This is a genomic window from Silvibacterium dinghuense, from assembly GCF_004123295.1.
Lineage (GTDB): Bacteria > Acidobacteriota > Terriglobia > Terriglobales > Acidobacteriaceae > Silvibacterium > Silvibacterium dinghuense.
On the sequence record NZ_SDMK01000001.1, the window covers coordinates 854,153 to 866,785 of the forward strand.

Consider the following 12,633-nt stretch of genomic DNA (forward strand, 5'->3'; position numbering starts at 1 on the left):
TTGAGGAAAAGGACACGGAGAGATAGCGCCTCCGGATATATCTACCCGGATTCCGCTGGAACCTCACCGGCCTCGCGGCTGCGCTTCCAGCGCCGCGAGGCCGTTTTACGCCCTTGCGCGTCTGCTATGCTGCCCACAACAGCAATCCATGCGCATTCCGGCTCTGGCCCTTCTTCCGCTCGTTGTGCTCTCGGCCCCGGCCGAGAAGAAGCACCGCGCGGTCTTCTACTGGAACATGCGCCAGCAGGATGTGATCTCCCTCGTCCATCACGTCCCCCAGAACGATGCCATCCGCCTCGCCCAGCTCCGCCAGACCTTCCACGACCTGCACTGTCTCTCGCCTGACATCCAGGAGCAGCACTCGTCCCAGGGCGTTAATCTGCTCTGCCAGCTCCCCGGCGAAACTCCCGGCATGATCGTTGTCGCTGCTCACTATCAGCACATCGGCAATGGAGAAAGCGCAGTCGGCGACTGGTCAGGCAGCACCATGCTGCCCTTTCTTTACCATGCGCTCACAGCGCAACCCCGCCGCCACACCTATCTCTTTGCCGCCTTTGCCGGTGAAGACGGGGCCAGGGACTGGATGCGCAGCCTCACTTCCGATCAGCGCAAGCATATTCAGTACATGATTGCCCTGGACGCTCTCGGCCTCAGCCCTGTGAGCTTTTATCTCCACCCGCTCGACATGCACTTCACAGCAACGGAGACCACTCTAGTCGACACGCTGGAATTGTCGGCGCGCGAATCCGGCCTTCCGATACCGCAGCCACTCACCCCGCATCGATGGTTCCGCATCGATGACACGAAGCAGTTCCGGTATCGGAATATCCCCTCCATCGTGATCTATTCCGAAGGAGCCGACCACGGCACGCTGCCTGGCGGCGATCTGGACACCGCTGCCGCCATCCAGGATGACCTTTATTACGACACCTACCACCTGCTGTGCACCTTCATCGCAGAGCTGGACCAGGTATCCGACACAGACAGTTTTTCCTCCAGCCCGCAGCGATTCCACATGTGGTGAGCTGCGATGCCGGAGAGTTATCCCCCAACTGGAGTACGCATGACGACAAGACGTAACTTTCTTTCCCTTGGCGCTCTCACCGCCGCCGGCCTCGGCCTCGGCACACAAGCCTCTTTTGCCGACGAAATTCGCCCTTCACTTACCGCGGACGAGGTTCGCGCGCTCAAGCCGCCGTCCAAGCCGGTCATCATTACCCGTGTGACCGGCGATCAGACCGTCCAGGAAGCCTATCAGATGCTGCTCGACGGCCAGGACACCCTCGACGCCGCGCACCATGTCTGCCTGGGACGCGAAAACGACCCCAACGATCACAGCGTCGGCTACGGCGGCCTGCCCAACGAGCAGGGCGTCGTCGAACTGGACTCCTGTTGTATGCATGGCCCCACGCGGCGGGCCGGCTCAGTGGCCGGCGTGCAGAATATCCGCAACGTCTGCCTGCTGGCCCGCAAGGTCTACGAGCACTCGGCCCACGTGATGATGGCCGCCAAGGGCGCGGAGGATTTCGGCGTAGACCTCGGCTTCAAGCGCGAAGACCTGCTCACCGAAGATGCCCGCCGCATCTGGATGCTCTGGAAGGAAAGCAACTCGCAGATGGACTGGTGGGGCCCCGGCCTGCCCGATCCGGACTGGAAAGACCCGTATGCCGGCCGTCCAGCCCCGAAACCGACGATGGACCTGCATGGCATGTCGGAAGACCAGAAGAAGACTTCAGAGCTCGAACCGCTGCCTGTCCCGGGCGGCAAAGTTCCCCGCCAGCCTACTGCGGAATGGCAGCCGGTGATCGCTGACCGCACCCGGAAATTGATGGCCATGGCTGCCGATCTCGGCATCACGCCGGAAAAACGCCTGTTCGCCGCACAACAGATCCTCTGGCCGACGACCGGCACCATCCACGTCTCGGCGATCAATACAAAGGGCGAGATGTCCGGCGCGACAACCACCTCCGGCCTGGCATGGAAGCTGCCCGGCCGTATCGGCGACTCACCCATCCTCGGAGCCGGCTCATGGACCGATCAGGACGTAGGCTCGGCCGGTGCCACCGGTACCGGCGAGGAAAACATCAAGATCGTCGGCGCACACACCATCGTCGAGCTGATGCGCCACGGCTACAGCCCGAAGGAGGCCGGTCTCGAGGCATTGCGCAGGATCGTGCGTAACTATAACGGGGACATGCGGAAGATCCGCTATCTGGATATGGAGTTCTATATTGTCCGCAAGGACGGTGCTTACGCCGGTGTCTCACTCTGGAGCACAGGGGCAACAGGACGGCCGCGCGAGTTTGTAGTCCACGATGGCACGTTCCGGGTCGAGCCCTGCGCTTATCTATTGGAAGGCACGATGACGATCTGGCCACCCTTCTAGTTCTTCCAAGAAATTCCATTTTGGGAAAAGGCATAGCTTCGGCTATGCCTTTTTACTTTTGATTTGCAGCGTTTTCTTTCTTTCCAATAAAGATCAGTTATTAGTAAATGAATTATCTTTCCCTATCTCCCTTCTAACCGGAATCGACGGACAGATAGCCTGGACAGCACTTTTCTATGCAGCAGGAGTACACGAGTCAAAGATGTGCTCCTGGAAGATAGGCGATGGAGATAGCGCCATCGAGTCAACAATTTATTGACACCGCCAGCCTATCTACGCGTTGACGCTTCCATTCTGGCCTGCTACTTTCTGCGACTTTTTCCCTTCCTATTACTTCCGCCGCAGCTAGTAACTGACAGGTTAGAACTTGGCGTGTACAGAAGTGCAAACTTCCCCAAATCTAGAAAATAGTTCCACAAAAGTTGTACATGCCTACAACTTACGAGGGTAATCTCGACACAAGACATCTAGCTCCGGCGTCCCCCGGGCTCTTAGGAGAAACCTCTCATGACCAAACTGATTCCAGCTTTCGTACTCGCCACATTTGCTCTTCCTCTTACTTCCGCCTTGGCCATGAGTGTTTCCACCTCTAACCTGGCGATGAGCCCCAGCAGCCCGCATCCGGTTCCGCCGCCTGCTCTGGCGATGAGCCCTGCCAGCCCGCATCCGGTTCCGCCGCCTGCTCTGGCGATGAGCCCTGCCAGCCCACATCCGGTTCCGCCGCCTGCTCTGGCGATGAGCCCTGCCAGCCCGCATCCGGTTCCGCCGCCTGCTCTGGCGATGAGCCCTGCCAGCCCGCATCCGGTTCCGCCGCCTGCTTTGGCGATGAGCCCTGCCAGCCCGCATCCGGTTCCGCCGCCTGCTCTGGCGATGAGCCCTGCCAGCCCGCACCCGGTTCCGCCGCCTGCTCTGGTTTAACGTCCTAACACAAATGTGCAAGGCCTGAATTGCATCTATCGTGCAGTTCAGGCCTTTTCTTCTATGCTGTATCCTTTGCCTTAGCTAAGAGGCAGGAATGCAGACGACGTATCTTGACAATGCTCTCTGGGGAATCGCATTTCTTGGCGAATGCGCACTCCTCTGCATTCTGCTCTTCCGTAGGGCCTTTCGCAGCTTTCCCGTTTTTACCCTACTGATCTCCCTCTATTTGGCATCGGAAGGCTACTATTACTTTTTTCTCCGTCACGCCAGCTATAACGTTTATTTAAAGTCCGACTTTATCCAGTCGTTGATTCTTTCAGCTGTTGAGCTGGGCGTTCTGATTGAAATTGCAGCCAATGTCCTGGCACCTGCCAAACGATCCCTGCTCGGGAAGCTATTCTCTATCCTGTTTATTCTTATAGGACTATTTGGCTTGGGCGGTTTCACCTACGCAATGCACGCCAATGCTTCGAGTTTGGCACATCCCCGCACAATCTTCGTAGCCAACAATACGATTGCGATTCTTCGGCTCATCACGTTCCTGGTTATCGCAGGATTTGCGCAGGTCCTGGGACTGGGCTGGAAGAATCATGTCCTGCGGCTTGCTTCCGGACTTGCCTTCTATGCCGCCGTCTCGCTGGTCGCCACATTGCTCCAGAACCGGATGCATGGCGGCCCGAGCTATTACACCCAATACCATGCCCTCCAACAGGTCGTGGGAGCCAGCTACATCTGTGCCCTGTACTACTGGTCTTATGCCTTCCTGAGAAAAGAAGCCCCAAGGAAGGAATTTAATTCCAAAATGTCGGAATTTTTGATATCAATATCAGCATTCCCAAAGCAGCAGCAGTCAATCGTTGCTAGGAAACACAGGTAACGTATGGTTCTGCCTATTCTCACAGCCTCCGTCGTGCTCCTGCTCTTCGGCTATGCGGTCTACTGGCGTCGCAGCCAGTCCCGTCGCCGGGCTAAGGATTGGGATTCGATCGTCGCACGGCTCCGCTCCAACAGTGAGTTCGGCTTCGCCGAAGTCACCGAACGCTACCTCTACAGCGACCAGATCAACGCCACCCCCGCCGACATCTGGCGCCGCATTGACGGCGCGAACGGCCTCTGGGCAATGTTTACCAATGCCGGAGTCCTGCTCGAACTCGCCGATTACGCCAGCGAACATGGTGAAAACGTCCCGGAGCAGCTGATCGAAGAGCTGCGGAGCGACGCCCTCCAGCTCCGTGTCGCGGTACTGATTTCTCTCGTCAAGTATGGTTTCTCCCGCTCGGGCGTTGCCGCCTCGGTGCATGCGCACCGTGCGGCCAGCGCATACAGCGCCATGCTGGCTCATATGACGATGCTCTTCCAGGAGCACTCTACCCTGTTCTTCCCGCGCTTCCTGGAATCGATGTAAAGCTCGATGTAAAACATCGATCAAGAGCCTCAGTCAAAACGCAAGGCCGCTTTGCCCCTCCCCGGAATAAAAGCCCACGCACCAAGCGTGGGCTTTGCTCTTTTTGGAATGAATGCCTTACGCGGGGTTTTCAGCGAGAAAACGTTCCAGGCGGGATGCCTCTTCCTCGCTGAGGCGGAAGGTCGCCGCAGGCAGCACGCCATCCACCTGGTCAGGCCGGCGGGCGCCGACTATGGCTGCGGTAATCGCCGGATTGCGAAGCGTCCAGGCGATGGCGACCACGCCCGCCTCAACACCATGCGTTTTACCTATTTCCCGCAGGATTTCCACAAGCTTCAGATTGCGTGAAAGCTTGGGTTCGTTGAAGTTCGGGCTCTTCCTGCGCCAGTCATCGGCCGGCATCTGGGCAATACGCTCGGCGGTCATCTTGCCGGTGAGCAGACCTGAAACCATGGGCGAGTAGTTGATGACGCCGATATTGTTCTCCCGGCAGAAGGGCAGAATTTCGGCCTCGATGTCACGGCGCAGCAGGGAGTAAGGCGGCTGGAGCGAGGTAATCGGGGCGATCTTCTGGGCGCGCTTCATCTGCGCGACGGAAAAATTGGAGACGCCGAGATAACGGACCTTGCCCTGCTGCTGGAAGCGGGCAAGCGTCTCCCAGCCTTCTTCAATCTCCTCATCCGGATTAGGCCAGTGAATCTGGTAGAGGTCGATGGTGTCGACACCGAGGCGGCGGAGCGAGTTTTCGATCTCCTCCTCGAGCGACTTCGCCTTGAGGCTGCGGTAGATGGAGCGGTCTTCATGCCAGCGCATGGAGCACTTGGTGAAAACAAAAGGCTTGTGCGGGTTCTGTCTCAGGGCCTTGGCAACCACCTCTTCCGAGTGGCCGAGGCCGTAGATAGCCGCAGTGTCGATCCAGTTCAGGCCAAGATCGAGAGCGCGCTCGATGGTGCGGACCGACTCGTCGTCATCCTGGGCCCCCCAGGCGAACTCCCAGTTGCCGCCGCCGATCGCCCAGGCCCCGTAACCGATCGGGGTCAGATCCATATCCGAGTTGCCGAGGCGGCGCAGCCCGAATGTCTTCTCTTGAGAAAGCTGTGGTGTAGCCATATCCGATTGGATGCCGGGACTGGCCGTCCAGGCTTTTCGCTTCGCGTGGCGCTCCCGCTGGTCGCGATCTGGAAGTATAGCCCTCTTCTTAAACAAGATCGTCATTCCGACCGGAGCGTACCGGGGCCGGAGAAACACCAAGGCACGAACTTTGCCGGCAAGCCCTACGCTTCGATGAGAAACCTGCCATCCTGCATGATCTGCTCGTCGTCGACCCAGATGCTGAAGCGGAGGCCAACGACATCGATGTGCGTGGTCGAGGTCCAGGGCGCGCCGGTGTGCTCGCCATAGGGGTTACCGAAGGCGATATGAATGCCGGGGAACTTCTCGTCCTGCAGGATATTGCCGATCACGTGATCGACGCCGAGATTGGTTCCGATAGCAAACTCACCGACACGATCGGAGTTCTCGTCTGTGTGCGTGTAAGCCCAAAAGTCGTCGCGCAGTTCGCGGTTCTCGCTCTCGCAGCTGACAATGCGGTTGCTCTTGATCTCGATGGTGAGCGGGTTGGCTTCGAGCAGGCCATAGCGGGCACAGAGGTAGTCGCCGACAACGCCGTCGACAACAAAGGTGCCGTTGACCTCGCCGGGAGTAGTGAAGATTTCGCCGCCGGGAAGATTGCCCCACTTATCGCGGGAGATGATGCCAGAGGTCTTGAGCCAGTTGTAGCCAGGATTCAGGTCGGCGCGGATGTCGGTGCCCGCCGGAGTGGTGGCGCGGACATAGCCGGCCTTGCGGACCTTCTCGATGACCTTCTGGGAAAGCTGGTCGACACGATGGAAGTCGGCGCGCATACCCTCGCACATGATCTGCGGGGTGATGTTGACCATGTGCGCGTGGCGCATGCGGCGGCGGTTGACGACCTCGGTCATCTGCATGCGGGAGCGCAGCTCATTGCGCTGGACGCCGACGGCAAAGATGCTGACGTCAGAGGTCTCCATATCGGCGAGAACGGCCGAAGGCATGTCGACGAGCGGACGGGGGGCCAGGTCTTCGAGGACGAAGACGTTCCAACGGCAGCCGTTGGCCGCCAGCTCCTGCGCCAGCGAAGCCGCGATAGGCGCCGTGGCGCGGTCGGTGATGAGGGTGACCTTCTCGGAGGGCTCGATACGCAGACAGGTAGAAACAGCCGAATGCGCTCCGGGAAGGAACTCGGGAGAGAAAGGCGTGGTCAGCAGGGCCTGGGCCTGCGATGAAAGTTGTGTCTGCATGTGCGGGGTCGGCGGGAAAACCGCTCTTTTCAGGGTAGCGGAAACGGGCTTGCGGCGCAGCCAAAAAATCGGCGGACCCGCAGGTCCGCCGAGGTTCCTTCCGCCCGAGCCTATTTGTGGCTGGGCAGAGCCGACCAGATATCCGGATCCTCGTCGCCCAGGTCCCAGGAGCAGAAGCCCTGGAGGCCCTTCTGCTTCGCCAGGTCATAGCGGGCCTCGAAGGTGCGCTTGTCGGTGAAGAAAATCCATTCCCGTTCATCGTCGCGATAGAAATAAAGCCACGCAGACTTATCGACCGGATCCCACTGGACTGCTCCCCCATATGCTTTCGCCAGGTCGAGGGCGTCGGAACCGCTGATGTATTCGGCGGTAGGATTGGGCTTCTCTTCGGGCTTCTGCGGCGTGCCCGAGAACCAGTGATAGCCGTAGATGGCAATACCCAGCGACAGCTTCTGCGGAGGAACGACCTTGAGAGCGTAGTCGAGGTTTTCATTGGTCCAGCCCCAGCCGCCGACCGGTCCCGGCGGGGTGTAGCGGGTGTGCTGGTCGTAGGTCATCAGGCAGATGAGATCGACGTACCTGGCCAGGGCAGCGAGATCGTAGGCGCCGCGCCAATTGGCAAACATCCACTTCGCATAGCCCGTCTCTCCGGCAAGACCGGGCGCATTGGGCACGGTGGCGATGGTGAGCTGCAGGCCTGCCTTGTGCAGACGGTCGGCAGTCAGTTCGACGATCCGGGAGAGAGCATCGCGGTCGGTCCAGTTCACATTCTCAAAGTCGAACTGCCAGCCGGTATAGCCATTCTGCTTGGCGATCTCGATCAGCTGGTCGACCATCTGAGACTGCGCGTGGATATCGCCCAGGAGCTTGTGAAACGGCTCCTGCGAAGAGGCGTCATTCGCGACGATCGGCATCACCGGGGTATGAGCGGCTTTGGCCTTCTCAATGACAGCAGGATTGGGGCCGCCGGAGACCAGACCATCCGCATCGACCGAATACCAGGCAGGCACGAGAATATCGATCTGGCTGGCGTGCTCCATGAAAGAGCGCACGGATTTCGGATCACGCGTGAGATAGAACAACGCCTTGGGATTCTCAGCCTGCGCGAGGCCGCCGAACACAAGCAGGAAGGCAGCAAGACAGAACAGCTTCTTCATGAAACACCGCTCAAAGAGGATGCTTCGACGATACCACCGCCATCAGCTCCTCCTTCTCGAGATCATGCAGCTCTCCAACCCGCGCATGGCGGAACTCGATCACCACGTCATCCGGATCAGTGGCGGGAGAAAACAGCGTGCGGAACTTTGCGGCCGAAGCAAAGAAGACCGAGCCTTTGAGCTCATAGACCTTGTGCCCGTCTTCGTTAGTCCGCACTGCCACAGTTAGATGTGCTTCGCATGTTCCCACGCGAATGCCAGAGCGGCGATCAGGATGCCGAGCACCACGGCCATCTCCGCGACCAGCACCGACATGATCATCAACAGCTTTCCCGCTGTCCGGAAGAACTCAATATCTGTCTGCTTGAGCAAAGAAAAACGGCGCTCCTGAAGGGAGCGCCGTTCGCCTTCTGTATTGAGTTTAGATTACTTGGCCTTCAGACGGATGACCGCGATCGAGTACGGAGCCATCTCGTAGTCGAAGGTTTTTCCGGCCCGCTCAAAACGCGACTCCACCGGCACGATGTTCTTCGGGTCGGTGAGCGAGTTAGTCGCCGAAAGCGTGCGCGCCTTGAGTGTCGTCACGTCGGCGATCTTCTCGACGCTGGACACGCCATCCAGCTTCACCGTGACCGGCTTGGGCTCGGAGGTCGCATTGACCAGCTTCACGAAGATCTCGCCGTTCTCGCTCTTACGCGTGATCGAGGAGAAGAAACGCAACTCGTCGCCCGTTGTCTCGGTCTTCGGGATCTCGTCGCCATGGTAGCTGCCGAACATCACCTGCGCGTAGTAGCTCGGCGAGCCGTAGCTGTGCAGCGCGTCGTAGCCAATCAGATCGCTCTCCCACTGCATGCCGCCGGGGTTCACGTTCACGAAGAGCGGCGCATAGCTGGCCATCACGATGATGTCGCTGTTCCGCTCCATGCCCGTCATCCACGCCGCATCGCCCAGCGCCGCGCCGAAGTTCGGCGTCGGCGAGCCTTCGCGCGTCGCCCACTCGCCCACGAAGACCTTCGGCCCGTTGCGGTCTGTCTTGTCGTAGTGGTGGACGTCGGCGAAGAACTCCTCGGCCGACTTGTAGTAATGGTCGTCGACCACATCCGGCTTGACCGTCTTCACCGGCGTCGTGGCAATCAGCTCATACTGCGGATACTTCGCCTTGATGGCCTTGTAGAACTGCGCATAGCGCTCATCGTACGAACCCGACTTGTCGAACCAATCCTCGTTGCCGATCTCGATGTAGTGCAGCTTGAAGGGCGCGGGATGGCCGTCCTTGGCGCGCTCGGCACCCCACTTCGTCGAGGTATCGCCGGTCACGTACTCGATCTCATCGAGCGCATCCTGCACGTAAGGCTCAAGATCCTTGCCCGGATTCACGTGCTCCTGCTGCAGCGAGTAGCCCGCGTACACGGCCAGCACCGGCTGAATCTTCAGGTCTTCCGTCCACTCCAGGAACTCGAGCAGCCCCATGCCGTCTGAGGACTGATAGCCCCAGGGACCGCGATGCGTCGGCCGGTCCACCATCGGACCGATCGTCTTCTTCCAGTCGAAACGCTCCTTGATGTGGTCGCCCTCGAGGTAGTTCCCGCCCGGCATGCGCAGGAAGGTCGGCTTCATCGCCGCCATCAGCTCCATCAGGTCCGGCCGGAAGCCGTTCTCGCGGTCGTGATAGGTCGGCGGGAAGAGACTCACCAGGGTGAACCAGATCGAGCCCGGCTTCGCAATCGACAGCACCAGGTGATTCGTGCTGCTGGCGGTCTCCGCATGGGAAACCAGCTCGTAACTGTACTGCTTCCAGCCGCTTCCGTCGAGGGTCACATCGGCCGAAGCCAGCTCCACGCCCGTCTCATCGCCCACTACGGCTACATGCACCGACCCCACCGAGCCATCGGCCTTCGCGTAGAACGATCCCTTGTAGGTCGCGTGCGGACGGACGGGAATCCCCCAGTAGCCCTGGTTCTCCAGCTCAGCCGAGCCACCAGTGCCCACGCTCTCGAGCGTCAGCTTCGCGCTATGCGGCAGCGCCGCGCTCGGCCCGGTCGTCTTGTCGATGGTCAGCGTAGCCTTGGCCTGCCCCTTCGGCACCATCCGCCAATAGGGAGCGCCTTCCCAGTCGGTAAAGAAGGTGCGATTGCGCACCAGCTCGCCATACAGGCCGCCGTCATAGGAGTAATTGATCTCCTCGGTCATCAGGCCGTGCAGCATCGGGCTGGCTTTGGCCGTCGGCTGGTCGAAGTGTGCTTCTACGGTTACCGGGGGCGCAGTCTGAGCCACGGCCGTGGTAAGAAAAGCGCTCAATACTAGGGGAAGAGAACAGGCAAACCGAGCCGGCACAGATCGCATAACGCTCCAGTCGAACGAGTGGGTTTACTGCAGGCATTCACAGGTTAGGTAAACGTTATCTCCATGCTGGAAATATCGTCAACCCAAACCGCGAAAGATTCTAAGGCCTGCTTTTTATCGCTGGCAATTCCCGTTTTTTGCTCCGCTCTTCCCGCGTCTTCTGCAATTCCTCTCCAGCCGAATCCCCAGCCTCGGTTACAATGACCTTGTCTAACCACACACACCAGAAGAAGAGGACTTCTCCATGGCTTATGTAATCGCGGAACCCTGCGTCGGCACGAAGGACACGGCTTGTGTCGATGCCTGTCCGGTGGATTGTATCCACCCCAAGAAGGATGAATCCGGTCACGGCGACGTCGACCAGCTCTTCATCGATCCGGTCGAGTGCATCGATTGCGGCGCCTGCGTCCCGGTCTGCCCCGTCTCGGCCATCTACGCCTCCGACGACCTGCCGGAGAACTGGGCCAGCTACGCGCAGAAGAACGCGACCCACTACGGCCGCTAGATCGCTGTAAGGCTGTCGGCTTTCCTGGCGCAAGGCTAAGCCAACGGAGCATGCGCAGCCTGGGAAGACTTCTGTGGCTTAACCACGATGCAAGCAAGACCGGCCAATGCGGCCGGTCTTCGCATTTTCCGGCAATTCGCTTTCAGCCGTTGTCCATCCTGAATCCACCACGATACAGAGTTCGCCCATGCCCGAGCCCACGCCACCGCCCAGTCCCCGCACCCGCGTTGCCCGTCTGCCCAAGCGCGGCGACTATGACAAAGCCACCATCCATGCCATTCTCGACGAGGCATTTCTGTGCCATGTCGGCTTCGTCGTGGACAGCCAGCCTTATGTGATCCCCACCGGCTACGGCCGCGAGGGTGACACCCTCTACATCCACGGCTCAGCCGCCAGCCGCATGCTGCGTAACCTGGATAAAGGAGTGGAAGCCTGCATCACGGTCACGCTGCTCGACGGCCTGGTGCTCGCCCGCTCAGCCTTCAATCACTCGATGAACTACCGCTCTGTCGTCATGCTGGGCACCGCGACGCTGATCGAAGGCGAGGACGCGAAGAACCACGCGCTGCGCATCATCTCCGACCAGATACTGAAAGGCCGCTGGGACGAGGTGCGTCTTCCTACCTCGCAGGAACTGAAGGCCACGACCGTACTGTCGTTCCCCATCGACGAGGCCTCGGCGAAGATCCGCACCGGCCCTCCGCATGATGACGAGGAAGACTACGCGCTCGGTGTCTGGGCGGGCGTGCTGCCATTCAGGACCGTGGTCGAGACGCCTGTGCCCGATCCTGAGTTGAAAGCGGAGATTGAGGATCTTCCGGGGTCGGTAGTGCGGGTGCTGGGGCGGAAGCTCTGGGTCAGCCCTCGATGACTAGATGTTCGTCATCAGTTCCCGGCTTAAACAGACGCCAGTATTCATCATCTATTGAGTTGTTCGGCATGATCTCGAAGCAATAGTTCTGGTTGAACTGAATTTTTAGTGCCCCGGCTATTCCTAGTTCCGCGTTCACTACTGTCAGACGCTCATCGCCTCGCATAAGCTCTTCCATGAGCGCGTCGCGACGGCTCGCGCCAGGGATATCCCAATTGAAGTCAGAACGGTCCTCGCGCCCGTCTGCCGGATAGTAAAGGTCTGAGCTTCCTAGCAGTACAGAATCGCCGCCAACCAATCTCCATGCACATTGAAGATGCAGAGCAAGGTCTGGCTTTTGTCGCACCCCTCGCGATGTCTGGACCTCACGGAGCGCCCCGAAAGAGAATGTCGCCAGCTCTCCCGCACGGTTTGCTCCGATGAGCGGCAAGCCAACTAAGGCGCTTAGCTGAACGGGGTGTAGTTTCTCCGCCCGCAGGAAAGCACTTCCGCCATCACGCGCCTCCTCGCAAAAAACAATCGAGCCGGGAACGAACTCCCACTCCTCATCGTTGGAGTCGTAGTCAGCTGTTGGCAGCAGGCTGTATGCGCCATTCTTTAGGTGTACGGCTGAGGTCGGACGCGAGCACGGCGTTCCTTCATTCAAAAGGCGGACGTATACAGTGAAGCGGGAGTTAACGCTCTTGAGCATCTTCTTAAAATATCCGGGAAGGTAGATTCGTGC

General features: G+C 59.4%; 14 protein-coding genes. 7 read left to right on the forward strand and 7 right to left on the reverse strand.

Going from position 1 to position 12,633, the window contains the following annotated elements:
- The first annotated feature begins 148 nt into the window (after positions 1-148).
- From ESZ00_RS03270 to ESZ00_RS03290, 5 genes are all read left to right on the forward strand, one after another.
- The gene (locus ESZ00_RS03270; protein WP_129206751.1) at positions 149-1,024 is read left to right on the forward strand and encodes a M28 family peptidase; all 876 of its coding nucleotides are present in this window, start codon (positions 149-151) and stop codon (positions 1,022-1,024) included.
- A gap of 39 nt (positions 1,025-1,063) precedes the next feature.
- Positions 1,064-2,386, forward strand: a complete 1,323-nt coding sequence (locus tag ESZ00_RS03275; RefSeq protein ID WP_129206752.1) for an isoaspartyl peptidase/L-asparaginase — start codon at positions 1,064-1,066, stop codon at positions 2,384-2,386.
- A 507-nt stretch (positions 2,387-2,893) separates the two neighbouring features.
- A complete protein-coding gene (locus ESZ00_RS03280; RefSeq protein ID WP_129206753.1) occupies positions 2,894-3,304 on the forward strand; it encodes a hypothetical protein in 411 nt (136 codons plus the stop codon).
- Between the two features lie 97 nt (positions 3,305-3,401).
- Positions 3,402-4,184: a hypothetical protein gene (locus ESZ00_RS03285; protein WP_129206754.1), complete on the forward strand. Its 783-nt coding sequence runs from the start codon at positions 3,402-3,404 to the stop codon at positions 4,182-4,184.
- Positions 4,185-4,187: 3 nt separating this feature from the next.
- The gene (locus ESZ00_RS03290; protein WP_129206755.1) at positions 4,188-4,712 is read left to right on the forward strand and encodes a hypothetical protein; all 525 of its coding nucleotides are present in this window, start codon (positions 4,188-4,190) and stop codon (positions 4,710-4,712) included.
- A gap of 117 nt (positions 4,713-4,829) precedes the next feature.
- Here the strand turns inward: ESZ00_RS03290 and ESZ00_RS03295 are convergent, their stop codons facing one another.
- From ESZ00_RS03295 to ESZ00_RS03315, 6 genes are all read right to left on the reverse strand, one after another.
- Positions 4,830-5,822: an aldo/keto reductase gene (locus ESZ00_RS03295; protein WP_129206756.1), complete on the reverse strand. Its 993-nt coding sequence runs from the start codon at positions 5,820-5,822 to the stop codon at positions 4,830-4,832.
- Positions 5,823-5,986: 164 nt separating this feature from the next.
- Positions 5,987-7,033 carry an aminopeptidase gene (locus ESZ00_RS03300; RefSeq protein ID WP_129206757.1) on the reverse strand — a complete coding sequence of 349 codons (1,047 nt, stop codon included), beginning with the start codon at positions 7,031-7,033 and terminating at the stop codon, positions 5,987-5,989.
- A gap of 110 nt (positions 7,034-7,143) precedes the next feature.
- Positions 7,144-8,190: a glycosyl hydrolase family 18 protein gene (locus ESZ00_RS03305; RefSeq protein WP_129206758.1), complete on the reverse strand. Its 1,047-nt coding sequence runs from the start codon at positions 8,188-8,190 to the stop codon at positions 7,144-7,146.
- A 10-nt stretch (positions 8,191-8,200) separates the two neighbouring features.
- Positions 8,201-8,413 carry a hypothetical protein gene (locus tag ESZ00_RS03310; protein ID WP_129206759.1) on the reverse strand — a complete coding sequence of 71 codons (213 nt, stop codon included), beginning with the start codon at positions 8,411-8,413 and terminating at the stop codon, positions 8,201-8,203.
- A gap of 2 nt (positions 8,414-8,415) precedes the next feature.
- Entirely contained in the window at positions 8,416-8,562 is a 147-nt protein-coding gene (locus ESZ00_RS19995) for a hypothetical protein (RefSeq protein ID WP_164981328.1), read from the reverse strand.
- A 54-nt stretch (positions 8,563-8,616) separates the two neighbouring features.
- Positions 8,617-10,488 carry an alpha-L-arabinofuranosidase C-terminal domain-containing protein gene (locus ESZ00_RS03315; RefSeq protein WP_229740925.1) on the reverse strand — a complete coding sequence of 624 codons (1,872 nt, stop codon included), beginning with the start codon at positions 10,486-10,488 and terminating at the stop codon, positions 8,617-8,619.
- 289 nt (positions 10,489-10,777) lie between these two features.
- On the opposite strand from ESZ00_RS03315, the gene ESZ00_RS03320 reads away from it, so the two are divergent.
- Together ESZ00_RS03320 and ESZ00_RS03325 are read left to right on the forward strand one after the other, a co-directional pair.
- Positions 10,778-11,038: a 4Fe-4S dicluster domain-containing protein gene (locus tag ESZ00_RS03320; protein WP_129206761.1), complete on the forward strand. Its 261-nt coding sequence runs from the start codon at positions 10,778-10,780 to the stop codon at positions 11,036-11,038.
- Between the two features lie 187 nt (positions 11,039-11,225).
- Positions 11,226-11,909 carry a pyridoxamine 5'-phosphate oxidase family protein gene (locus ESZ00_RS03325; protein ID WP_129206762.1) on the forward strand — a complete coding sequence of 228 codons (684 nt, stop codon included), beginning with the start codon at positions 11,226-11,228 and terminating at the stop codon, positions 11,907-11,909.
- On the opposite strand, the gene ESZ00_RS03330 is transcribed toward ESZ00_RS03325, so the two are convergent.
- Entirely contained in the window at positions 11,896-12,600 is a 705-nt protein-coding gene (locus ESZ00_RS03330; protein ID WP_129206763.1) for a hypothetical protein, read from the reverse strand. The genes ESZ00_RS03325 and ESZ00_RS03330 overlap by 14 nt on opposite strands.
- Positions 12,601-12,633: the final 33 nt, after the last annotated feature.

What these genes read in the sequence shown, in the direction of transcription:
- ESZ00_RS03270 (WP_129206751.1), top strand. Translation starts at nt 149, where the DNA reads ATGCGCATTCCGGCTCTGGCCCTTCTTCCGCTCGTTGTGCTCTCGGCC.
- ESZ00_RS03275 (WP_129206752.1), top strand. Translation starts at nt 1,064, where the DNA reads ATGACGACAAGACGTAACTTTCTTTCCCTTGGCGCTCTCACCGCCGCC.
- ESZ00_RS03280 (WP_129206753.1), top strand. Translation starts at nt 2,894, where the DNA reads ATGACCAAACTGATTCCAGCTTTCGTACTCGCCACATTTGCTCTTCCT.
- ESZ00_RS03285 (WP_129206754.1), top strand. Translation starts at nt 3,402, where the DNA reads ATGCAGACGACGTATCTTGACAATGCTCTCTGGGGAATCGCATTTCTT.
- ESZ00_RS03290 (WP_129206755.1), top strand. Translation starts at nt 4,188, where the DNA reads ATGGTTCTGCCTATTCTCACAGCCTCCGTCGTGCTCCTGCTCTTCGGC.
- ESZ00_RS03295 (WP_129206756.1), bottom strand. Translation starts at nt 5,822, where the DNA reads ATGGCTACACCACAGCTTTCTCAAGAGAAGACATTCGGGCTGCGCCGC.
- ESZ00_RS03300 (WP_129206757.1), bottom strand. Translation starts at nt 7,033, where the DNA reads ATGCAGACACAACTTTCATCGCAGGCCCAGGCCCTGCTGACCACGCCT.
- ESZ00_RS03305 (WP_129206758.1), bottom strand. Translation starts at nt 8,190, where the DNA reads ATGAAGAAGCTGTTCTGTCTTGCTGCCTTCCTGCTTGTGTTCGGCGGC.
- ESZ00_RS03320 (WP_129206761.1), top strand. Translation starts at nt 10,778, where the DNA reads ATGGCTTATGTAATCGCGGAACCCTGCGTCGGCACGAAGGACACGGCT.
- ESZ00_RS03325 (WP_129206762.1), top strand. Translation starts at nt 11,226, where the DNA reads ATGCCCGAGCCCACGCCACCGCCCAGTCCCCGCACCCGCGTTGCCCGT.
- ESZ00_RS03330 (WP_129206763.1), bottom strand. Translation starts at nt 12,600, where the DNA reads ATGCTCAAGAGCGTTAACTCCCGCTTCACTGTATACGTCCGCCTTTTG.